The organism is Glaciibacter kafniensis, assembly GCF_039538945.1.
Classification (GTDB): Bacteria; Actinomycetota; Actinomycetes; order Actinomycetales; family Microbacteriaceae; genus Cryobacterium; species Cryobacterium kafniensis.
Genome location: NZ_BAABCN010000017.1, coordinates 183,836 through 206,724 on the forward strand (window position 1 = coordinate 183,836; position 22,889 = coordinate 206,724).

Genomic DNA, 22,889 nt, shown 5'->3' on the forward strand with positions numbered 1-22,889 from the left:
AACGAATGTCTGAGCAGATCAAGACACGACGAGACGAACGTGCGCGTTCGCGCCGCCGTGTGCGCCGACGCTCGATGATTTCGTTTGCCACGGTGATCCCATTGCTCGCCGGCGCCCTTCTCGCTGTCGCCCCTCTGAGTGCTCCTGATGTCGCGGAGGCCGCCGTCACCGTGCCGACAGCCAACCAAGCGGTGATCACTGTGAAGGTCGGCGGCGATCGGCAGTCCGATGGTTCTGTGTCGGGGCTGGCCGGCGTTAAGCTCTCCCTCTTCGCGGGCACAGCCTCGACGGCGACTGTGGTCATTTCCGGCGGCGTCATCGTCACCGACACCGCGACACAGGGGTCGTTGGATGCCCGATACGACCCAACCTGGTCGTGGACCACCTGCCTTTCAGATGCTGCGGGGGACTGCAACTTCGTCATTCCCATCAGGAGCGGCCCAATCTCCGCCACCGGTGTTCCGGCCGACAGCCGATTCTGGGTCGCACAGGATGCCGGTGACGCCTCGCCGACCGGCTACTACTCGAACCCGCAACTGCGCGTGGGCTCGTTCGGTGCCGCACCCGAAGGTACCTGGGAGTACCGATTCCGCACCGACACCGAGCTCCGCGCCGGGATGACGTACACCTCGCAGACCCCACTGCCGAGCGGGCTCGTCACCGCACCGAACTATCAGACCTGGCGCGATCCCGATCGCGGGTTCATGCGCAACCGCGAGGGTGGAAACAACGAGGGCTACTACGGGTCAAACGTCACTCGCACGACCGGTATCTGGAGTCAATCGCGTACCAACCCGGATCTTCCCGAGACCTGTGGTCTTCGAGTCGCAATGGTTGTCGACACCTCTGGTTCGCTCGGAATCACCGGCATCGCCGAAGCCAAGCTGACGATCGGAAAATTCGTCGATGCTTTTCAAGGAACCCCGACAACGATGTCGCTGTTCTCATTCTCGACAGCGAGTCCCGGAGCTGCCGCAACAAACGCACCAACCCCGCTGCCCGTGACCACTGCCGCACAGGGCACAGCATTCAAAGCTCAATACGCAACCTGGGCGGCTGGTGGTGGAACCAACTGGGACCGCGGACTGTTCGAGGCCGCCAACTCCGGCTATGCCTATGACCTCGTCGTGATGCTCACCGACGGCAATCCCACCGTGATGGGGAATTCCCCGAGTGCCTATGCGAGCACATACAACAAACTGCAAGACGTCGATGCCGGCATCTTCTCCGCCAACCAGCTGAAAGCCAAGGGGACACGTATTGTGGCAGTCGGTGTCGGCACGGCGGTGACCCTCGCCAGCGACGTCAACCTCCGTGCAGTTTCGGGCACGACGAAGAGCTCCGATTACTACAACGTCCTGAGCTTCGCGGACGCCGCAACGGCGTTGGCCGGCATCGCCACGGCGAACTGCCAGGGCAGCATCCAGGTTCAGAAGAAGATCGTCCCGCTCGGTGGAACGATCGCCCAGGCAACCGATGCACCGGCGGGATGGCAATTCGACGCCACCTCGTTAGAGGCTGCCAAGGTCACGGTCAACGCACCGGCCACTGCGACGACAACCGCCGACTCCCACGGCATGGTCAACTTCGGCCTCGCCTACACGAGCCCGGCGACCACCGGGCTCGTGAAGGTGCAGGAGACGCAGCAGGCCGGCTACGCGCTGCTGCCAGACAGCCTCGGCAAGAATGCGGTCTGTGTCAATGCGGCGACCGGCGCTTCTGTCGCGGTCACCAACGTGACGGATGCGGCCAAACCCGGCTTTTCCATCGACACCGTCGCGAAGGCCCAGATCACCTGCACGATCTACAACACCCCGCTCAAGCTGACGGTGGAGAAGATCTCCAACCCGGCGACCGGCACGGCGGTCGCCCCCGGGTCAACCGTCACCTACACCCTGAAGTTCACGAATACCGGTTCGGCGCCGGTGCCCGTTGACTACACGGACTCCCTGAACAACGTGCTGGACGATGCCACCTGGCAGGGTGCGGCCGTCGTCACTCCCGCCGGTGGATTGACAGTTGTACGAGCGACGACCCCGATCAACAAGCTGACCATCACGGGGTCTGTCCTTGCCAAGTCCACTGTCACGGTGAGCTACACGGTTGTGGTGAAGTCGGGCACCACCGGCGACGCCGTGCTGAAGAATGTGCTCGCGCCGACCACGACTACTCCGCCAACCGACTGCGTGCCCACCGATCCGACGGTGCTGTGCACGACGCATCCGATCACGGGCTCGTACTCGATGAAGAAGGTCTCGGTTCCGGCAACGGGCGCGATCGTCTCGCCGGGCGACGTCATCACCTACACGGTGACGGCGACCGGAAAAGATGCCCCGGTCACCGGCGTGATCATCACTGACACGCTGACGGATGTCTTGGACGACGCGACGTTCGTGTCGGGTGCGGCGAAACTCACCGTCGGCACCGGCGCGGCAACGAACGTTGCCGACCCAACCGGCACACCAGTCATCTTGCACACTGCTCCGTTCACCTTGGCGCAGGGAACAACGGCGACGCTGACCTACCAAGTGAAGGTGAATGCAGATGCCTGGTCTCGCACGTTGAGAAATGTTGTCACCGGTACCAGTGACGGCAACGTCCCTCCCGCCACGTGCGATCCGTGCACCACGACGCAGACGACGCCGGGAAAGCTGCTGATCGAAAAGATCGGTGAGTCTTCCACCGCCGTGTGGGTTCCGATGGATGGATCCGCCTGGGCCGTCTTCAACGACAATGCCGGCCAGAAGGGCACACTGTACACAAGGACGGGCGTCACCGCCGTCGTTCCGAGCGCGACGGGCCAGTTCCAGCTGGTCGGCATCCCTTCCGGTACCTACTGGCTCGCCGAAACCAAAGCCCCCGCCGGGTTCAGCCTGTTGGCAGAGCCTGTGCAGTTCACTCTCGCCGCAAACGGCGTCGTGACGCTAGGCCCCGGTGCCGGGGGAGGCGTCGTGACGGTCGCAGACACTGACGGCGACAAGATCTTCCTGATCACTGTCCGCGACGTGCCCGCCTTGATGATGCCCGAATCCGGTGGCAGCGGAACCATCCCCTACCTGGCCGGCGGCATCCTGCTGCTCGGGTTGGCGGGAACCCTCTGGTATCTCAACCAACGCCGCCGGCGGCGCTCCTCTGGCGATGCCTCCTCCTAAGCCTCCGGCGGCGCCGTTGCGCCCCTGGTTTCACACCCCATCAGCTCCATTCATTCGCACCACAGAGAAAGAGACAACCGTGAACACCCACCCGAAGAAAAAGAACCTGTGGCGCGCTGCCGCAGCCGTGCTCGCTGGGGCGGTGCTGGCAATGACGTTCGCTGCTCCGGCATCCGCCGCACCCCTGGTCGACGCAACCCAGAAGGGTTCCATCGCGGTCCACAAGTTCGAACAGCCGAAGACGTCGACGGGGCTCGCCCACAACGGCACCCAGGTGGACACCACAGGCCTGACCGCCATTCCGGGCGTCACGTTTTTGGCCCAGCAGGTCAACACCATCGACCTCACCACCAATGCCGGTTGGAAGAAAGCCAACACCTTGAGCACGACGTTCAAGGCGGCGGACTCTGTCGGCACGATCAACGCGGCCGGTTTCACCCTGGCCGCCGGAGCGTCGCAGATCACCGATGCCAGCGGCACCGCGTTGTTTGGCAACTTGCCGGTCGGCCTGTACCTCGTCACCGAAACCGGTGTCCCTGCCGGCGTGACGGCGGCGGCCCCGTTCCTCGTCTCCGTTCCGTTGACGGACCCGACGAACAAGGACAACTGGCTCTACAACGTGCACGTATACCCGAAAAACTCGAAGGCGGGTGTGACAAAGACGGTGCAGGATGCCGCAGGGGTCAAACTCGGCGATGAGATCACGTTCACGATCCAAGGCGATATTCCCGACAACACCGTTGTCGCGGGCGTCGAAACCATCACCGGCTACAAGATCACTGACACGCTCGACCCGAAGCTCACCTACGCCAACAAGACTGTCGTCACGCTCGTCAAGAGCGATGGCACTGCCGGCCCAGCGCTCGCAGCGGGCACGGACTACACCGTCGTTCACGACGGCATCGTCGCCCCCGGCACCAACACGGTCAGCATCGAGTTCACCACCGCCGGCCGCGCGATTCTCGCTGCCAACAACACCAGCACCGTCAAGGTTGTGCTGTCGGCCACAGTGAACACGATCGGTGAGATCGAGAACACTGCCGCCCTCTACCCGAACCAGTCGAGCATCACGACCGGTATCCCGGTTGTCACTCCGCCAGTTGTCACCAAGTGGGGCGAGATCACGCTGAAGAAGGTCAACGGGGCAGGAACCGCGCTGACCGGTGCCGAGTTCTCCGTGTACACCAGCCTGGCGAACGCGAAGGCCGGCACGAACGCCGTCTCCCTCGGCGGGAAGACCGTCTTCCCGGTCACTGCTGCAAACGGTGAGCTGACAATTTCGGGGCTGCGCTACTCGGACTGGGCTGACGGCAAGACGCTGGCAACCAACGACCCGGCGTACCGCACCTACTACCTCGTCGAGACCAAAGCTCCCGTCGGCTACGAACTGCTCGCCGAGCCGATCAGCTTTCTCGTGACCGCTGCGACGACGGCTGTCGGCGTCGACCTCAACGTTGTGAACGTTCCGTCCAACTCCGGTTTCGAGCTGCCCTTCACCGGTGGCCCCGGAACGCTCGCGCTGTACATCGGCGGCGGCCTGCTCTTGGCCGGAGCAGTCGTGTTCTTCGTTCGCTCACGCCGTGCAACGAACTAGCTGAACCAGAACAACCCTGAGTAACGGTGGGGGAGAGAAAGTGGGATTCGTGTTCTCTCCCTCACCATGCATGTCCCATTCCACGACAAACGAGGAACCTGATGCAGAGTGACGAGATGAAGAGGCCGCGCCGACGTCGCGCTCGGCGTTGGCCGCTCTCCCGCGTGCTGACGGTGCTGACAGCGGTTGTGGGAGTTTCGGTGCTGTTGTATCCGACAGCCGCGGCGTGGTTCTCTGACCGCATCCATGCGACAGAGGTCAGTGGGTATGTGGCCCAGGTTGAAAACCTTCGACCGGCCGACCAACAGAAATTGCTCGATGACGCGCACGCGTTCAACGCGGCACTCCCGTCTGGCCCGATCCGTGACCCGTTCACACTCAACAGCGCTGGCGAACAATCGGATATCGGTTCAGGGGCGGATGCCTACGAGGCCGCACTCAACCTGGACTCCGACGGCGTGATGGGCCGGATCGACATCCCCACCATCGACGTTCACCTCCCCATTTTTCACGGAACCAGTGAAGAGACCCTCGCGAAGGGAGTCGGCAACCTCTTCGGGTCGGCCCTCCCCGTCGGAGGCGAAAGCACCCACAGTGTTCTGACCGCGCATTCCGGGTTTGTGACCGCGACCCTCTTCGACGACCTCAAGACGATGAAGACGGGCGACGTCTTCAGCATCACCGTCGTGAACGAAACCATCTACTACGAGGTCGACCAGATTCTCACGGTGCTGCCCGATGAAACCGAGGCGCTCCGCCGGGTTGACGGCAATGACTACGTCACCCTCATCACCTGCACCCCGACCGGCGTGAACACCCACCGACTCCTCGTGCGTGGCGAGCGCATCGAAGCGCCGGCCCAAACCGACGCCACAACAACGACGCAACCGAGCGACACCACCGACCCGGGCTTGCCGTGGTGGGCACTCGCGATTGTCGGTATGGCCATTGCGGCAGTGCTGTTGACCCGACGTCGCAAGGAAAAACCGCGACCAGTGCCTCCCGCTGCGAAGGGGCACGTGCCGGAGGACCAGTCGACCCAGCAGCACACCTCGACGTGATTTCTTCCGGCTAAGCGAGAACCAGTGCGAGATCTGTGTTGTCGATCCCGTTGGCCGCGGCGACCCCGGAATTGGTCACGACACCGCCGAAGGTGTTGAGTCCCAACGCCAACGCCGCATCGGCCCGCAGCGCATCTTTCCAGCCCCGATTGGCCAGCGCCCGCACATAGGGCAGCGTCGCGTTCGTCAACGCATAGGTCGACGTGTGAGGCACGGCCCCCGGCATGTTCGCGACGCAGTAGAACAGCGACTGGTGAACGGTGAAGGTGGGGTCGGCATGAGTGGTGGGATGCGAGTCGGCGAAGCATCCGCCCTGGTCGACGGCAATGTCGACAAGAACGCTGCCGGGCCTCATGCGCGAGACCAGCTCATTGCTGACCAACTTGGGCGCCTTGGCGCCGGGAATCAGCACGGAGCCGATGACCATATCGGAATCGACGACGGCTTTGTCGATCTCGAAGCTGTTCGACGCGATCGTCTTGACCCGGCCGAAATGCAGGGCATCGAGTTCACGCAGCCGAAACAGATTGGTATCGAGCACGGTCACCTCAGCGCCGAGTCCGAGAGCGACTTGCATTGCCGCGGTTCCGGCAACCCCACCACCGAGCACGGTGATTTTGGCCGGATGGGTGCCGGGAACCCCGGGAACGAGAAGACCGGGCCCGCCATTGGGCTTGAGCATGACATTGGCGCCGACAATCGGCGCGAGGCGCCCGGCAACCTCGCTCATCGGTGCGAGCAGGGGGAGCGCGCGCGAGGGGAGCTGCACCGTCTCGTAGGCAATCGCCGTGACACCGCTGGCGAGCAGCGCTGCGGTCAGCTCAGGCTCCGCCGCCAGGTGCAAGTAGGTGAAGAGCACGAGATCGGGGCGAAAGTAGCCGTACTCGGAGGCGACTGGCTCCTTGACCTTGAGCAGCACATCCGCTGCGGCCCAGGTGGATGCCGCGTCAGGAAGGATCGTGGCGCCGGCGGCCTGATAGCTCGCATCGGGGATGGAGGAGCCGAGACCGGCCCCGGTCTCGATGAGCACATCGTGTCCGTGCGAGACGAGTTCATGTACGCCCGCCGGGGTGATCGCGACGCGGAACTCGTTGTTCTTGACTTCGGAGGGGACTGCGATTTTCATATCAATCCTTCGGCTCTGAAACGACCCTGTTCAGCACGCTGCCTGGGCGTGGAGTCAGCCTACGCCCGGCCTCGCGTGATTTCGAATGAATATGTGCATCTGGATGCCGATATCGCGATTTCTGGTCTCGAAAGTTAACGATTTGGTCGTTTTTCTGTTGTCGAGAGCCCTGACTGTGCCAGGATCAATCCACTTGCACTGATGCGAGAAAACAGATCGTACCCGTCGTTACCCCGAGGAGACCTGTCCATGAGCCCGAAGCCGATGCCCGCCGATCCGATGATCGCTCAGCTTGTGCGCATGGCGCAGAGTTCCCGGATGGGCCGGCGCACTCTTCTCGCCGGTGCCGGAGCCGGTGCGGCGGCGCTCGCGCTCGCGGCCTGCTCAACCGGAACTCCCGCCGCGAAGCCCACCGCAGCGGTCGACAAATCCGCCTCTGACAAGACGCTCCGCTGGGACAACTGGGCCCTCTACATCGATATCGATGACGACGGCAACTACCCGACGCTGGAAGCCTTCACCCAGGAGACCGGCATCAAGGTCGCCTATACCGAGGCCGTCGATGACAACAACACGTACTACGGCAAGGTCAAGGATCAGCTGGCACTCGGCCAGGACATCGGTGCAGACACCGTGTGTCTGACCGACTGGATGGTCGCCCGCATGATCCGGATGGGGTACACGCAGGAGCTGGACCACGCAAACATCCCGAACCTGGCCAATCTCACGCCGTCGCTCGTCGACGTCGACTTCGACCCGGGCCGCAAGATGTCGGTGCCCTGGCAGGGCGGGTTTGCCGGGATCTGCTGGAACAAAGAGAAGCTTCCCGATGGCGTGCACTCGGTCGAAGAACTGTGGGCCCCCGATCTCAAGGGTCGGGTCGGAACCCTCTCCGAGATGCGCGACACCATGGGCGTTCTCATGCAGGCCAACGGCGTCGATATCTCGGGCAAATGGGGCGACGACGAATACAACGCCGCCATCGACATTCTGCAGAAGCAGGTCACCGATGGTCAGATCCGCAATATCAAGGGCAACTCCTACAAAGAAGACCTGGTCAACGGCGACACCTTGGCCGCCATCGTCTGGTCGGGGGACATCACCCAGTTGAACGCCGAGAACGGTGACAAGTGGGAGTTCATCATCCCTGAAACCGGCGGCACGCTCTGGAACGACAACTTTCTCGTTCCGATCGGATCCCCGCGCAAGGCCAACGCCGAGGCCCTGATCAACTACTACTACCAGCCAGAGGTCGCGGCCGAGGTGGCGGCGTACGTGAACTACATCACGCCGGTCGTCGGTGCCAAAGAAGCAGCAATGGCCATCGACCCTGAGCTGGCCAACAACCAGCTCATCTTCCCTGATACGAACACGCTGTCCAACGCTCACGTCTTTCGCAACCTCACCCCGGTCGAGGAGCAGAAGTACGACGCTGCGTTCCAGCAGATCCTGCTGGGGGCCTGACCGGTGGCGAGCGGTACATTTGCCGAGAGTGGGGCCGACCTCGAGCTGGTCGGAATCCAGAAACGGTTTCCCGGCTTCACCGCCATTGAACACCTCGATCTGACGATTCCGGCCGGGTCATTCTTCGCCCTCCTCGGCCCGTCTGGCTGCGGCAAGACGACGACGCTGCGCTTGGTCGCCGGTCTCGAAGACCCGAGCGCCGGACGCATCCTGATCGGTGGCAAGGATGTCACCGGTCAGAAGCCGTATCAGCGTCCGGTGAACACGGTGTTTCAGAGTTACGCGCTCTTTCCGCACATGACGGTTCTTGAGAACGTGGCGTTCGGACTGCGCCGCCGCAAGATCGGCGACCCTGTCGCTAAAGCTCACGAGGCGCTGCGTCTGGTCGAACTCGACCACCTCGCCAGCCGCAGACCGGTTCAGCTCTCGGGCGGACAGCAGCAGCGGGTTGCGCTCGCGCGGGCTCTCGTGAACCGGCCGGCCCTCTTGTTGCTCGACGAGCCGTTGGGCGCCCTCGACCTCAAGCTGCGTCGTCAGATGCAGCTTGAGCTGAAGACCATTCAGGAAGAAGTCGGCCTCACCTTCTTGCACGTGACCCACGACCAGGAGGAGGCCATGACTATGGCCGACACCGTCGCGGTCATGAACAAGGGCCAGATCGAACAGATGGGCGCACCAGAGCAGCTCTACGAGCTTCCGAAGACGACTTTTGTGGCGAACTTTCTCGGCCAGTCCAATTTGTTCGTTGGCCCGGTTGTCGGCAACACGAGCACCTCGATTGCCGTCGACGTCGCCGGAACCCGCATTGTGGTTCCGACGGCGCGGGCCCATCGTCACGCCGGAGAAATCACCGTCGGTGTGCGTCCGGAGAAACTCAGCCTGCACACGGAGGCCCCGGTCATCGATTCGGGTCGCAATCTGCTCGGGCCTGGACGCGTTGTCGACGTCTCATTCAGCGGAGTGAGCACCCAGTACCTCGTCGAGGTGGCCGGGGTTGGCTCCGTGATCGTCTTCGCGCAGAACATGGCGTTCGGCCCCGTCGCGCATGAGGGTGCTGAGGTCTGGGTCAGCTGGAACATCGATCACGGCTTCGGCCTCGATGACGATCCGGCCGAGACCCCGCGGTTCGAGCCTGATACCGACACCAAGAGCATCGCGGCGGACCGCCGTGAAGCGCTGCGCACGGAGTTGGAAGAGGTCTAGAAGTGGCCTTCGCGGCATTTACGACCAACGCGGCGCCCGTCGAACCGGCGCAGAGACGCAAGAGTCCGATTGCGCTCTTTCTGTTGCTTCCCGGCATCCTGTACCTGGTTCTGTTCTTTCTCACCCCGCTCGTGTCGTTGCTGCTGACCTCATTTCAGACCCCCATGGTCAATGGTGACGTCGGACAGTTCAGCTATGCGTTCCAATGGGAAAACTACGTTCAGGTCGTCACCGCCTATTGGCCACACATTCTGCGTTCGTTCGGCTACGCCCTCGCCGCAACGGTGTTCGCGCTTGCGTTCAGCTACCCGTTGGCCTACTTCATCGGGGTCAAGGCGCGACGGTGGCCGTTGCTGCAGAGCCTGATGCTCGTGATGGTCATCGCGCCGTTCTTCATCAGCTTTCTGCTGCGCACCCTGGCCTGGAAGCAGCTGCTCTCCGATGAGTCGTTCGTGATCACCTCGTTGAAAGCGCTGTCGTTGATGGCACCGGATGCTCACTTCACCGGCACCCCCGCCGCCGTGATCTTCGGTCTCACCTACAACTTCATCCCCTTCATGACGTTGCCGCTCTACTCAACCCTTGAACGGCTTGACGTGCGCTACCTTGAGGCGGGAAACGACCTCTACGCCAGCCCGTTCCAGGTCTTTCGCAAGGTCACGATCCCACTCTCCATGCCGGGCATCGTCGCCGGAACCCTGCTCACCTTCATCCCCGCCGCCGGCGACTACATCAACGCCAGCCGAGACTTCTTGGGCGGCCCAGACACTCAAATGGTCGGAAACGTGATTGAGGCGAACTTTCTGGTGTTGCTGAACTATCCGGCGGCCGCGGCGCTGTCGATCATCCTGATGAGCGTCATCCTCGTCATCGTCACCGTCTACGTGAAGCGGGCCGGCACGGAGGAACTCCTGTGAAATTTTCCCTGGGCAAATGGCTGCTGCCGCTCTACTCGGCGCTCGCCCTGATCTTCTTGATGGTGCCGATCGTCTACACCTTCATCTTCTCGTTCAACGATTCGCTGAAGTCGAACATCGCCTGGCGCGGATTTACGCTCGACAAGTGGCTGAACGTGTGTGCCGTTCAAAACGGCGCAGTCTGCCAGGCATTCGGAAACAGCCTGTTGATCGGCGCGATCGCCACCGTGTTCGCGACCGTGCTCGGCACGATGATCGCCATTGCGATTGTGCGATATCGGTTCAAGTTTCGGTCGCAGACGAGCCTGCTGCTGTTTCTGCCGATGGCCACGCCTGAGGTCGTACTCGGTGCCGGACTGGCCGCTCAGTTTCTGGCCATCGGCGTGCCGAAGTCGATGCTGACGATCATTCTCGCCCACACGATGTTCTGCATCAGCTTTGTCGTGGTCACGGTCAAGGCGCGTGTCTCCAGCCTGGACCCGGCCCTCGAGGAAGCCGGCCGAGACCTCTACGGCTCACCGACACAGGTGTTCATGCGGGTCACCTTCCCGTTGCTACTGCCGGGCATTCTCGCGGCGGCACTGCTGTCGTTCGCCTTGAGTTTCGACGACTTCATCATCACCAACTTCAACTCGGGCTCGGTGACGACGTTTCCGAAGTACATCTACATCTCGGCGGCTCGAGGCATTCCGGCTGAGGCCAACGTGATCGCATCCGCGGTCTTCATCTTCGCGCTGGTGATCGTGGTGACGACACAGGTCTCGAAGGCTGCCCGCGAGAAACGGTTGGCCAGACAGAGCTGAGAACCGGTGCTCGTGACCGGTCACCGCCGAGGCTGATCTCTCAGCGGCCCGGTGGGGCGTCGAGCCGGCTGCAGGGCAGGTCGACCTTCCACTCGGATGCGGGGGCGCCGGCGAGGGCGACGACATGCGTCGGCGGCTCGCTCGCGCAGACTGTGCGTGCGGCAACCACCTGGGGCTGCCAGAGCGGCCCGTCGTCGCGCCGAGTCGAGCGGGGGCTGAACTGAACGAGCATCAGCACGAGCAATGCGAGGAGCACAACGCTGGAGACGATGACGCGTCGTCGTCGTCGTGTTGGTGTTGGTGTTGGTGTCGGTGTCTGAGCCGTGGCCGGAGTTGGAGTCGAGCCCACAGCCGCACCAGGAACAGCTCTGAATGCCACGCCACTGCGATGACGTCGGCGGCTCGCCCCGACGGCGAGCGGAACGAGGGCGAGCAGAAACATCGACGGCACAACGCCGTAACGAGCCAACCAAGGGTCTGCGCGGTCGCTCAGCGGCAGAGACGCATAGTCGTAGAACGTTCCGGGACTGACTTCGACCGCTGTTGCGTAGAGCACGGCGCTGCCGAGAAGCAGCGTGAGGATGGTCACACGTTGCACGGGTGAGCCCCGCCACCAGCCCCAGGCGGCCGCGGCGAAAAATGGCAGAAGCAGAACGACGCCGCTGAGCGAGCCGAAGGTCGTGAGCAGATGTCCGATGGCCGGCGCGCTCGAAAACCACACGGTCATCACCGCGTTGATCAGATAGCCGTCGACAAGGGAGACAAACCCGATGGGCGCGCCCTGCGACGCACCGCGGGGTGCGATCAGCGTGGTTGCGATCTGGATCCCGATGCCCACGAGGTACAGGATGCGCACCGGCAGCCGTCGGCGATCACGCCACTTCCAGAGCAGCAACGGAAGAAAGAGCACCATTTGAATTTCTGTGAGTGCCGCCAGAAGTGTGACGCAGCCGAGTAGCCACGCGCCGACGCGACTGCGTGGGCGGTAGAGAAGCAGCCAGGGCATCAGCCACAGAAAGTACCAATGAAGGTTCGCGGTGTTGCCGAGCACCTCGTGCGGTGCGTGCGGAATCAACACCGTGATACTGGCCAGGATGACTCGGGCCGGACCCCAGGGAACGCTGTCTCTGGCACAAATGAAGACCAGGGCGGCGACACCGCCGACCACGACACATGACGCACCGGCCATGGCCATCGCCCAGGCATCGACGGGAGCGACCTGTTCGGTCACGCCGGCGATGATTCGAGGGACCGTGTGCAGATAGCCGGCGTATGGGGTGAACAGTGCCGCAATCGGGCCGTCTCGCACGGCGTCCCCGAGAAAATCGCGGGCGTCTTCGGCCCAGAGGGTGTCGCGGGCGGCAACGGAAAGTCGGAGCCAAGAGGCCAGCGAACCGACGATCAGGATCGTGACGGCGGTGAAACCTGACCAGCGGCGCATCCGCAACCTCGCCGGCACGTCAACTGTTTCGTGTCATCTCGCCGGTGGCGAGGCTGGTGGCCCGCAGAAACCCGGCCAGTGCAGCGGCGTTGTAGCCAGTGGTGTCGAGGGTGCCAGCTGGGACAGAGCCGGTCATGAATTCAAGCATTCCCTGGGCCAGTGCGTCGTCATCCTGGGCGACGATGTGCAGGGCGTGGTTCGGCAGCGCGTCGTGGACCGAGCGGAAGTCGACGGTGACGATCGGCAGTCCGAGTGTTGCCGCCTCAAGGATCACCATCGGCTGCCCTTCGTAGTCGCTCGACAGTACGAAACAATCGCTCGCGGCAAGAATCGGAAACGGATTCGCGAATGGGCCGACGATAAAGGCGGCACCCCGCACTCCGAGGGTATCGACGAGCTGCTCAAGGTCGGCGCGCAGCGGGCCGTAGCCGACGATTGTCAACCGGGCCTGGGGCATCCGTGCGTGCACCTGTGCGAAGGCGCGCAGGAGTCGGGCCTGATTCTTCTCTGGCGAGAACCTCCCGACCGTGACAAACCAGACCGTGTCGTTGTCGGCGAGCAGCTGCGTCACCCATTCGGGTTCGCCGGTCGCCGTGTTGTCAACCGTGCTGTCAATGGTGCCGTCGGCGGTGCTGTCGATCTCCGTCCGGTACTCGTTCAGCGAACGAAGACTGACGGCCGCCGACGCGGCGACGCGGCGCGCGTCAATCAGATTCGGGGCCGTGACGAACTGCTCCGGTCGCGCCGTGCAGTACGAGGAGAGTTCCCGGCGGTTGAGCTCAGTGAGTCCCGGCGAGACTGAGACGATCCGGTCGAACTCCGGGTAGAGCGCGAAGACCTCTGGCAGCGTGAGCTTCATGCTCTCTCGGCCGTTGACGCGCCGGTGCACCTCGGCGGCCATGTCATTGTGCAGCCAGATCGAGCGCACCGCCGGCGGGGAGTGCAGCAGCAAAGTCGACCAGAACGGGCCATAGCCGCTGAAATCGATGACGGCGTCGAAGCGCACGTCACCGAAACAGCGAGTCCACTCGTCATCCCAGAGTGCAGACTGTGCACGATTGGTGCGATGGATGTCGGCATCCCCCCGTCGCGCGGCGAGCTTGCGCCGCAGATGGGTGAGCTTGCTGCCGTTCATTCCGCCGACACGCATGAACTGGCGCACAGCAGGATTGATGAGTGCCTGATTCGCCAGTTGGGCGGCCCCGCGCGGATAGGCGAACTGCACCGAAACATCGAGCGCGGTGTGATCGATCGAGTTCAGCAGGTTGACCGCCGACGCAGTGATGCCGTTCGGTAGCATCCCACCGATGAAGAGCAGAACCGACGGTCGCGCGTCGGGGGAGCTGGGTCGTACCCGATAGCCGCTTCGCTGCCCGCGAAAGACGACGTCGATGACGCGGCGGGCGCTTGATCCTGTTTCGTGAGCGGCGAGACGATCACGCCAGGTGCTAGCCCGTGCGGTGACGGCGACCGACTCGGGCATATCCAGCGGGGCGAGAATCGCGGCGGTCACCTCGGCAGGAGTCGTGCACACCGCACCCGGCCACTCTTCTGGCTCAAAGTAGAGGCCGCGTGTGCGCGTGTAGTCGTCAAGGTCGGGGGCGAGAAACACGATCGGGCGGCTGAGAGGGAGGTAGTCGATAAAGATCGACGAATAGTCGGTGATCAGCACTGCGCTAAGCCCGAGCACGACATTGCTCGGTATCTCATTCGACACCAGGATGCGCCGCAGCTCGGCATTGTGCGCGGCAAAGCGATGCACAATCTGATGCGTTTTCAGGAGCACAACGTACCGTTCGCCGAGCAGTGACTGCATCTCGCTCACTGCTTCGACGAGCTGAAGAACGTCGTCGTCGGGGGTAGAGAAGGAATCGCCCTTCCACGTCGGGGCGTAGAGCACGATTTCGCGCCCGCCGGTGTCGAGGTCGCCGAGTTCAATGCCACTCGCCGCTAGTTGCTCGCGACCGCGCCTCTGTTGATCCTCGGTCAGAAACTGGCGGTCGATCCGGGGGTAGCCTTCCTCGACGATCAGCCCCCGATAGGCACCGCGCAATCTGTACGCCTTCTCATACATCTGTTCAGCCATGAACGCGTTTGCGGCGAGAAGAAAGTCGGCTGCAACGAAGTTGCGCAGGGTGTTGGCGGCCTCGATGGCGCCGCCTGGCATGTCGTAGCCCATCTGTTTCAAGGGGGTTCCGTGCCAGGTGTTCAGGTAAGTCTGGCCAGGGCGTTTGCTGAACTCGGCAGGGAAAGTCGCATTGTTGATCAGGTATCCACTGGTGGCGAGTGCCCGAAAGTAGGCGGACGAGCGATAGCGCACGAACCGAACCCGGGGGTGTGTAGCGAATTCCGCCGTGATTGCCGGGTGTCGGCGGGGGGAGTCGAGAACCCAAATGTGCAGGAGATCGGCCTGATCCGGCGCGGAGAGCAGCGCGCGGAACAGCGCTTCCGGGTTGCACAGCATTCCGTTGCCCGCGAATGACTCGTAGAGCACGGTGCGGGCCCGCACCGGACGGCGGCGCCAGAACGCGTATTTCTCGGCCGGAACGGCACGGAGCAGTTGGCGAACTCGCCGGCGCAGCTGCTTCAGGATCCGTATCATTCTGACCTCTCTCAGACTCAGTCGCCGTGTGCCGTCGGCTCACAACCCCCGGCCACGCAGCTGGTCACGGTGACCAGGTTTCATGTGCGCGCCAACCTACACCCAGCGCTTTTGGCGAAGCCTGCGGATTTCCTGGTTGGACGCGAGGCTGCCATGGTTTGATGAGCGAATGGATGCCGCATCCACCTCCCGTCGCACGGCGCGCAATCGCCGTCTTGAACTTGTCTATCGGATCGGGCTCGTTCTCAAAGGTGTCGACGGCCTCCTTGAAGTTGTCGCCGGATTGCTGCTCTGGTTCGCGCCCGGGATGCTGCGTTCGCTGCTGGCTCCACTGGAGCAGGTCGACGCCGACGATCGCTCGGTGCGTGTTTTCGTGGCTCACGTTGCCGGACGGTTCGACAGCGATCTGGCTCAGGGGCCGCCGGTCTTTGTCATCTTTTTTCTGCTGTCGCATGGGGTCGTCAAACTTGTGCTCGTTTACTGTCTGCTCAAGGAGTATCGCTGGGTCTACCCGTATGCGTTGGGCGTATTGGGGCTGTTCGCGCTCTATCAGCTCTTCGCACTGGTGCGCTCGCCGAGTGTCGGTCTCGCGCTACTCATGGTGCTTGATCTGTTGATCATCTGGTTGATCTGGCGCGAGTGGGGTGCATTGCGTCGGGCGTCAACCGAGAGGCCGCTAGCTGATACTCCTGAGGCGAGGTGACACGGTCTCGGCGGGGCCGGCGGTCCAGCCTGTCGAGACCGTGTGGCGCGATCTCCATTCCGGTGGTCGGGCTTGTCGAGACCGGGTGGGGCGATCTCCATTCCGGTGGTCGGGCTTGTCGAGACCGGGTGGGCCGATCTCCACACCGATGGTTGTGTCCGAAAGCCGGTCGGCGGGGGTCTCGACGGGTTCGACCACCGAAGGTTCAGCCGGTCAGTTTCGTCGGGTGCTCCGTCGGGTGTTGCGGCGGGAACCGTTCGAGCATCAGCGGGCTCTTGCTCGGCATCGGGATCGGTGTCTGGTCGGCGTCGACCGCCAGGGGTGGGAGGAGCCAGTAGTCGGCGCCGGTGCGGAACACATGCCAGTGGTTGTCGTGCAGCAGCAAGTGGTGGGCTTTGCAGAGCAGGATCCCGTCGGCGATATCGGTGTTGCCGTGGTCGGCTTTCCAATGTTCGATGTGGTGTGCTTCGCACCAGGACGCGGGCCGGTCGCAGCCGGGCCAGCGGCAGCCCCCGTCCCGGGCGGCGAGACCGGTGCGTTGCCGGGCGGTGAAGAGGCGTTGGTCGCGTCCGACGTTGATGCATTGGCCGTCGTCGTCGAACTCGATGCCGGTGTAGCCGGAGCAGAGCAGTCGTTTCACGGTGTCCATCGAGACCGGGTCGGGGTGTCCCTCGATCTGACCGTGCCCGGGCGGGGCCGCGCAGGTCGGGGTCGGCTCAGTCGGTGTCGATTTGGTCGGTAGTGAACCCGCCAGCGACGATCTGGGTGGTGACGAGGGGATCAGCGGTGATCCAGTGAGAGGCACTCCGGTCAGTCCGGCCGGTAGTGATCCGGTCGGTGGTGATCCGGCCAGTGGTTCGGCCGGTGTCGATCCGTTCGCTGGTGATCCAGTGGGTGACGACTCGGCCGTTGACGATTCGGGCTGCGGCAACCCTGGAAGCGTGGCCAGGGCCGTTGATCCGGTCGGTGACGCTCCGGGATGTGAAGACTCGGCCAGCGATGACCCGGTCAATTCGACTCGTGCAGGGCCGGGTGGGGATGTGCCGCTCAGCGGCGACCCGGCCGATGACGGGCTGACCGCGTTGGGAACAGTCGGGTTCGGGATGGTGTGCGCGAGGTCGTGTTCGGTGACGAGGATCCGCACGGTGGGCCGGCGGCCGAAGAACACCGTGTTCGGGTCCGCCTCCGCACCGAGTTGCAAGAGCGCCAGGATCGCATCGGCGGCGATCTGCTCGGTGCTGCGTTCGTCATCGCGCAACGCGTCGGCGCGGGCCTGCGTCGCCGGGTCCACGAACCGGGGGCCGCCGCGCCGCGGCGAGGTCGCCCCATCGACGATCAACTCGACGAGGCGGCCGTCCTCCGGCGGCAGCAGCGCCGACACCCGGTACATCCCGTCGTCCTGACGCCAGATCCGGAAGCTGCGGGCGTCGCGCTGGGTCTTCTCCCGCCGGGCGATGCCGTCCGCGTCGAGCTCGTCGCGCAGCCGGCGGGCCCGGCGGTGCAACTGGTCCGCATTCATCGTGGCGGCCTCTTCGAGCAGGAACTGTGCGGCGGCGGCGAGCTTCTCGGCCGGGACGCCCGGGTCGATGTCACCCAGGCCCTTGCGGATCGCCTCCGCCGCATCGATCGACAGGGTGCCGGCACGGACCGCGCCGGCGACGACGGCGAGCCAGGGCACCGTGGCGAACGGGGAACCCGGGTCGGCTTGCTGTAGTTCTTCGGCAGCCTCGGTGTCGGTCATCAGAGTGCCGACCGCGACGAGTTTCGCCGCCTCCGCCCGGGTGCCCCCGGTCTCCGATTGAATCAACGCTTCCGGGGTGAGGAAGCCGTGGCGTTGGGCAAGACCGGCAAAGCCCAGCTCCCGGGAGGAACGCCGGGCGATCTCCCCGGCCACCCACGCCGCATGGGTGTCGTAGTTGCGTCGGATCCGTGCGATTTGTTTCTGGGAGTCGAGCAAGTCCGGCTCGTTGAGGGCCGCATAGCCGGCCGCGCCGTCACCGATGTCGGCGGACGCGAGGGCGGCCTGCCGGAGCTGATCGGTGAGGGTGTGCATACTTCAAGACTAGAAAACGGGGAAGACGCAAACCCGAGATTGCACGCATCCGTGAGCAACTTCTCGAACGGACGACTGTGGAGGACGGTGCTGGGAACCTGACGGGGTGAACACCGGTGTCGAGATCGGCGCACGAGGTCTCTGTAATGGTCGACCAACGGGATGGACGAGATGGACAGGACTAGAAGACGGCTTGCGAGGTCTCGACACGCTCGATCAACGAACCGGACAAGCCCCGCAGACTCGGTCGCCCGGTCTCGACACGCTCGACCAACGAGGATGAGCCGGCCAGTGCAAGGCAAGGCGCGGCGAGGGTCAGCCGGACGGCAGCACATACAGGGTGATTACGCTGCGATGAGTGCGAAAGTGGTCTGTCGCGGTGAGGCCGAGCGCGGTAAGCGCGCTGACCGCGTAGACGTCGGTGTGGCCAGGGTCGGAGTAGTTGATCAGCCAGACCCGATCCATCCCCTCGAGCCTGCCGAGCCCAATCGCCGTCTCGATCGGATAGGCCCGGTCATACCAGGTGTTGTTGTCGACAGCGGGTATGTCGAGCGCGACATCACGCAATCCAACGAACCCGGCGGGGTAGGCGTGCATAGCCAGTCGAGGGCGCCGGGAAGGACGAACAGTCTCGTCGAAAACCACGGCATCACCGGTCATCGCGTGCGTCTCAACGACGGCACTGACGGCGGCCCAATCGCTGTCGTTCTTCGCATGCGGACCCCGCTGCTCCCAATAGATCGGCACCGCCAGCGCAATAATCAGCAGCGTTCCGACCAGGATGCGCCAGCGCCGGTTGCGCCCGAGCCAGACAAGACCCGAGGCCATCAGCAGGGCGGCGGCCGGCGCGCTGTAGGAGCTGTAACGCCCGGTGAACCCGGCGAAGACCAGGTTCATCAGCACGAGGAATGCAGTCGGAACAAAAAGCCAACTGGCGGCGACGAACTCCAGGCTGGGTAGCTGGGGGTTCTCGAGCGAGTCGGTGCCCTCGTCGGCTTGGCGTCGAGGTGGCCCACCGCCTCCCGTCGGCCGGCTCCGCGTGCTCAGCCGGCTGTGCCTCAGCAGCCAGCCCTGACGCATCCGCACCCCGAGTGCCACCCCGATGAGAAGCCAAGCGACAACGGCAAACCAGGCTTCGCCGAACCAGAGGCCGACGGTGAGGGTGGTGAAGCCGACCTCCGAGTCGGTGCTCAGATAGGAGATCTGCGCTCGCTCAAAGAATGCGAGCACGAAGAGGGGGCCGGCGAGAAGCAACGCGCCGGCGCTCGTCGCCAACCAGGCCCAGACCATCGGGCGCGGGGGATGCGCCCGAGCGAGAATGAGCGCGTGCACAAGCACAAAGAGGGCCAGGTACAGAAAGACGTAGATGCCGAGCACGAGAAGCAGGCCATACGCGATCCAGAGAGCAAGGGGCGGGCGCTGCCGGCGGAGCAACTCAATCAGGATCAGGGTGAGCCACGCGGCGATGGCGGCACTGAACGCGAAGGAACGTGCCTCCTCACCCATGTAGGTCACCCGGGGGAGCACACAGCAGACGACGCCGGCGACGACGGCGACGGTGGGGGTACTCAACCGGTCGGCGATCAGCACCACCGCGCAGACCGTCGCCCCGACAGCAAGAGCGCTCGGAAGCCGAATCGAAAACGGCGACGTTCCGAACATATCGATCCAGACATGCAAGCCGAGGTAGTAGGTGCCGTGCACGGCATCCACGTGTCCAAGCATGGTGAACAGGCTGGGGAGCGGGCGCGTGGACGCCATCAGGCTCGCTGCCTCGTCGCCCCAGAGCGAGGGGATCCAGGACCCGGTCAGCGCGATGAGGGTGGCGGCGAGGCCGAGCGCGAGAGCGAGGAGGCCGATGCGAGGGCGCACGGCGAGTGCGGAGGGCGCCGACCCGACTGCCGGAATTGGCGTGCGGGACTCAGAGCCTGCGTCTGACGCTGGCGAGGTGTCTGGCGCAGATGCGGTGCGGTCGGATGCCATTGTGCCCCGTTTCCGAGGAGGTCGAAACTGACGCGGGAGGTTCAGTACACCGCGTCAACGCCACAATAGGCTGAGAATCCTTACTCCGGCACGCCCGTGCGCGGCGATTGAGTTTGTCGAAATCATGTCGCCCGGTCTCGAGGTCGGCTCACCTGATCGAGGAGGTGTGTGGCCATTTTCGTTGGTCGAGGAGGCCGCCCGCGATCGGGTCGAGACCCGGCGGGCCGATCTTGCGGACTTGGGTTGCGTCTGAAGATTGGCCGCCGGAGGTCTCGAGACGGCCGCGGGCGGCCTGGCCAACGGGATGCGCCCGTGAGCGCCAACCCGAGCGAGCCAGGCCTAAACGTAGCTCGCGCGGATCTCTCCGACCGGATGACCGGCCGCCAGCACATCGAGGTGCAACTCGGCTCGCACCGCGTCGACGGCAGCGGCGTCGAGTGCACCGGCATCCACCAGCAGACTGAGCGCGACGATCGGACCGACCCGCAAGCTGCCGTCAAGTGTCTTGAGCGCGACGGTCGTACCATCGGGGGCCGAGACGACCATGATGCCCTCCGCGCCGAACTTCGCGAACAGGCCGAGGCGTTCGATCAACACGGTGTCCGCCTGGCCGGGGCCAGCGACGACCCAGCCGTTCTCGCGCACTGCCTCGGCAAGAAAGCCGGCCTCGCGGTAGATGGCGAACGGTGAGTTCGACCGGGAGGTGGCGATGCGGGCGATGCCACGGGCCAGACCGGTCAGCGTGAGGGCGTGAACCGGGGCGCCGCATCCGTCGATGCCCGACGTGGCGGGGCGTTCGCCGGTGAAGCGTTCGACCACATCGAGAATGCGCTTCTGCAGCGGATGCGTGGGGGCGAGATAGCCCTCAAGCGGCCAGTCGTTCTGCACGCAGGCCACGAGCATCGCCGCATGCTTGCCGGAGCAGGTCATGTAAACGGGAGCCTTGGTGGCGCCGAGTCGCACGAGAGCGTCGCGCGCCGCCTGGTCTTCCGGCCAGGCGGACGGGCAGCCGAGTGCTGACTCGTCGATGCCGGCCCTGGCAAGCAGCCCCTTCACCAGGTCGACATGCTTGGTGGTTCCGCTGTGGCTGGCGGTGGCGACGGCGGCATCGGTGCCGCGCAATGCGACGCCGCTGGCCATCACAGCCACTGCCTGGAACGGCTTCATGGCCGAACGCGGGAACACCAGCGCCGTGGCATCGCCGAGCGAGCGCAGCACTTCGCCGTCGCCGTTCAAGACGACAGCGGAGCCCGCATGCCGTGATTCAATGAAGCCGTTGCGCTCGACGACGGCGAGTTCGACAGCGTCGGTGACTGAGAAGGTCTGCACCTGGTGTTCCCCCACGCCGCTTAGAGTGCAGCGATGGCGTGGTCGATGACCGTGAGAGCGTCTGCAATCAAGGCATCGGTGACGGCCAGGCTCGGCAGGAATCGCAGAACGTTTCCGTAGGTACCGGCGGTGAGCAGCAGCACGCCGTGCTGTGCGGCGAAGGCGGCGATCGACGAGACGGCTGCGGCGTACGGCAGCTTGGTGGTGTCGCCGGTGCCCGGCTGCACGAGTTCGATGGCGATCATCGCGCCACGGCCACGGATGTCGCCGATGATGTCGTACTTGCTCTTCAACTTCTCGAGACCGGCAAGCAGCGCCTTCTCGATACGGGCGCCCTCGGCCAGCAGGTCGTTGCGCTCGATCGATTCGAAGACGGCAATTGCTGCGGCGCAGGCGACGGGGTTGCCGCCGAAGGTTCCGCCGAGTCCGCCGGGCTGCGAGGCATCCATGATTTCGGCGCGACCGGTGACAGCGGCCAGCGGCAGCCCGCCGGCGATGCCCTTAGCGGTCAGAACGAGGTCGGGAACCCAGCCGAAGTGCTCGCTGGCGTAGTAGGCGCCGGTGCGGGCCATGCCGCTCTGGATTTCATCGGCGATCATCACGACGCCGTTGGCGGTGCACCATTCCTGCAGCAGAGGGAGGTAGCCGTCGGCGGGGACCATGAAGCCGCCCTCGCCCTGGATGGGCTCGACAACGAGGCAGGCCAGGTCGCTGGCGCCGATGACCTTCTCGAGGTAGGTGATGGTGCGTACCGCGGCATCCGCCCCGTTCAAACCATCGTGGTAGGGGTAAGAGCTCGGTGCGTGGTAGACATCGCTGGCGAGTGGGCCGAAGCCTGTCGCGTAGGGCATTGCCTTGTAATTCATGGCCATCGTCAGCACGGTGCGGCCGTGGTAAGCGTGGTCGAGCACTGCGACGGCGCGGCGGCCGGTGTACTTGCGGGCGATCTTGACGCCGTTCTCCACAGCCTCTGCACCCGAGTTGATCAGCACCGACTTCTTCTTGAAATCACCGGGGGTGTGCGCGGCGAGCAGCTCGGCGACGCGGATGTACTCCTCGTAGGGAGTGATGGTGAAGAGGGTGTGGATGAACTCCTGCACCTGGTTCGTGGCTGCCTCGACAACGTTGGCCTCGGTGTGGCCGACGGTGGTCACACCGATGCCGGCGCCCAGGTCGATGAAGTGGTTGTCGTCGAGGTCGACGAGGATCGCGCCGTTGGCCTTCTTGATGTAGACGGGGAGCGTCGACGAGACGCCGGTCGAGACGCTTTCCAGACGGCGCTTGTGCATCTCGACTGACTTCGGGCCGGGGATGGCGGTGACGACCCTTCGTTCCTGCGGCACCGTATACGCGGCGGACGGGCTGGCGGAGGCGGCGGAGGCGAAGGTGTCAGTCATGATGGTCGAGTTTACCAACTTGAACCAGGAAGGCCGGGGTGATCCTGCGACAATTGGCTGC

At 64.2% G+C, this 22,889-nt stretch carries 15 protein-coding genes; 8 read left to right on the forward strand and 7 right to left on the reverse strand.

The features are described from left to right. Positions 1-5: 5 nt before the first annotated feature. The 3 genes from ABD791_RS19670 to ABD791_RS19680 all read left to right on the forward strand — a co-directional run bounded on the left by ABD791_RS19670 (position 6) and on the right by ABD791_RS19680 (position 5,807). The gene (locus tag ABD791_RS19670; protein ID WP_345069581.1) at positions 6-3,152 is read left to right on the forward strand and encodes a DUF7927 domain-containing protein; all 3,147 of its coding nucleotides are present in this window, start codon (positions 6-8) and stop codon (positions 3,150-3,152) included. 79 nt (positions 3,153-3,231) lie between these two features. Next, the gene (locus tag ABD791_RS19675; protein WP_345069582.1) at positions 3,232-4,746 is read left to right on the forward strand and encodes a SpaH/EbpB family LPXTG-anchored major pilin; all 1,515 of its coding nucleotides are present in this window, start codon (positions 3,232-3,234) and stop codon (positions 4,744-4,746) included. A 116-nt stretch (positions 4,747-4,862) separates the two neighbouring features. Next, positions 4,863-5,807 (forward strand): class C sortase, encoded by a 945-nt coding sequence (locus tag ABD791_RS19680; RefSeq protein ID WP_345069583.1) that lies wholly within the window; start codon positions 4,863-4,865, stop codon positions 5,805-5,807. 10 nt (positions 5,808-5,817) lie between these two features. Here ABD791_RS19680 and ald read toward each other — a convergent pair whose 3' ends face one another. Beyond that, complete coding sequence (gene ald, locus ABD791_RS19685) at positions 5,818-6,933, reverse strand: alanine dehydrogenase (protein WP_345069584.1); 1,116 nt, start codon at positions 6,931-6,933, stop codon at positions 5,818-5,820. Positions 6,934-7,182: 249 nt separating this feature from the next. Between ald and ABD791_RS19690 the strand changes: the two genes are divergently transcribed. Genes ABD791_RS19690 through ABD791_RS19705 form a run of 4 tightly spaced genes read left to right on the forward strand, consistent with a single transcriptional unit; the run spans position 7,183 to position 11,320 of the window. After that, positions 7,183-8,397 (forward strand): ABC transporter substrate-binding protein, encoded by a 1,215-nt coding sequence (locus ABD791_RS19690; protein WP_345069585.1) that lies wholly within the window; start codon positions 7,183-7,185, stop codon positions 8,395-8,397. A gap of 3 nt (positions 8,398-8,400) precedes the next feature. Next, positions 8,401-9,600: an ABC transporter ATP-binding protein gene (locus tag ABD791_RS19695; protein WP_345069586.1), complete on the forward strand. Its 1,200-nt coding sequence runs from the start codon at positions 8,401-8,403 to the stop codon at positions 9,598-9,600. Between the two features lie 2 nt (positions 9,601-9,602). Next, positions 9,603-10,517, forward strand: coding sequence for an ABC transporter permease (locus ABD791_RS19700; RefSeq protein WP_345069587.1), 915 nt, complete (start codon positions 9,603-9,605; stop codon positions 10,515-10,517). Then, entirely contained in the window at positions 10,514-11,320 is an 807-nt protein-coding gene (locus ABD791_RS19705; protein ID WP_345069589.1) for an ABC transporter permease, read from the forward strand. Before ABD791_RS19700 ends, ABD791_RS19705 begins: the two co-directional genes overlap by 4 nt. A 40-nt stretch (positions 11,321-11,360) precedes the next feature. Here the strand turns inward: ABD791_RS19705 and ABD791_RS19710 are convergent, their stop codons facing one another. After that, positions 11,361-12,761 carry a hypothetical protein gene (locus ABD791_RS19710; protein ID WP_345069590.1) on the reverse strand — a complete coding sequence of 467 codons (1,401 nt, stop codon included), beginning with the start codon at positions 12,759-12,761 and terminating at the stop codon, positions 11,361-11,363. A 19-nt stretch (positions 12,762-12,780) separates the two neighbouring features. After that, on the reverse strand, positions 12,781-15,363 hold the full coding sequence (locus tag ABD791_RS19715; RefSeq protein WP_345069591.1) for a CDP-glycerol glycerophosphotransferase family protein: 2,583 nt from the start codon (positions 15,361-15,363) through the stop codon (positions 12,781-12,783). A gap of 169 nt (positions 15,364-15,532) precedes the next feature. On the opposite strand from ABD791_RS19715, the gene ABD791_RS19720 reads away from it, so the two are divergent. After that, a complete protein-coding gene (locus ABD791_RS19720) occupies positions 15,533-16,066 on the forward strand; it encodes a DUF2127 domain-containing protein (protein WP_345069592.1) in 534 nt (177 codons plus the stop codon). 205 nt (positions 16,067-16,271) lie between these two features. Here the strand turns inward: ABD791_RS19720 and ABD791_RS19725 are convergent, their stop codons facing one another. From ABD791_RS19725 to gabT, 4 genes are all read right to left on the reverse strand, one after another. Next, on the reverse strand, positions 16,272-18,119 hold the full coding sequence (locus tag ABD791_RS19725; RefSeq protein ID WP_345069593.1) for a DUF222 domain-containing protein: 1,848 nt from the start codon (positions 18,117-18,119) through the stop codon (positions 16,272-16,274). Between the two features lie 315 nt (positions 18,120-18,434). Further along, positions 18,435-20,102, reverse strand: a complete 1,668-nt coding sequence (locus ABD791_RS19730; RefSeq protein WP_345069594.1) for a glycosyltransferase family 39 protein — start codon at positions 20,100-20,102, stop codon at positions 18,435-18,437. A 339-nt stretch (positions 20,103-20,441) separates the two neighbouring features. Then, positions 20,442-21,431 carry an asparaginase gene (locus ABD791_RS19735; RefSeq protein WP_345069595.1) on the reverse strand — a complete coding sequence of 330 codons (990 nt, stop codon included), beginning with the start codon at positions 21,429-21,431 and terminating at the stop codon, positions 20,442-20,444. A gap of 20 nt (positions 21,432-21,451) precedes the next feature. Beyond that, positions 21,452-22,828, reverse strand: a complete 1,377-nt coding sequence (gene gabT, locus ABD791_RS19740) for a 4-aminobutyrate--2-oxoglutarate transaminase (protein WP_345069596.1) — start codon at positions 22,826-22,828, stop codon at positions 21,452-21,454. Positions 22,829-22,889 lie beyond the last annotated feature (61 nt).

Bases quoted from the DNA above. Each gene is read 5' to 3' on its own strand.
- ald (WP_345069584.1), bottom strand. From the start codon at position 6,933: ATGAAAATCGCAGTCCCCTCCGAAGTCAAGAACAACGAGTTCCGCGTC.
- ABD791_RS19730 (WP_345069594.1), bottom strand. From the start codon at position 20,102: ATGGCATCCGACCGCACCGCATCTGCGCCAGACACCTCGCCAGCGTCA.
- ABD791_RS19720 (WP_345069592.1), top strand. From the start codon at position 15,533: ATGGATGCCGCATCCACCTCCCGTCGCACGGCGCGCAATCGCCGTCTT.
- ABD791_RS19690 (WP_345069585.1), top strand. From the start codon at position 7,183: ATGAGCCCGAAGCCGATGCCCGCCGATCCGATGATCGCTCAGCTTGTG.
- ABD791_RS19710 (WP_345069590.1), bottom strand. From the start codon at position 12,761: ATGCGCCGCTGGTCAGGTTTCACCGCCGTCACGATCCTGATCGTCGGT.
- gabT (WP_345069596.1), bottom strand. From the start codon at position 22,828: ATGACTGACACCTTCGCCTCCGCCGCCTCCGCCAGCCCGTCCGCCGCG.
- ABD791_RS19725 (WP_345069593.1), bottom strand. From the start codon at position 18,119: ATGCACACCCTCACCGATCAGCTCCGGCAGGCCGCCCTCGCGTCCGCC.
- ABD791_RS19680 (WP_345069583.1), top strand. From the start codon at position 4,863: ATGAAGAGGCCGCGCCGACGTCGCGCTCGGCGTTGGCCGCTCTCCCGC.
- ABD791_RS19670 (WP_345069581.1), top strand. From the start codon at position 6: ATGTCTGAGCAGATCAAGACACGACGAGACGAACGTGCGCGTTCGCGC.
- ABD791_RS19715 (WP_345069591.1), bottom strand. From the start codon at position 15,363: ATGATACGGATCCTGAAGCAGCTGCGCCGGCGAGTTCGCCAACTGCTC.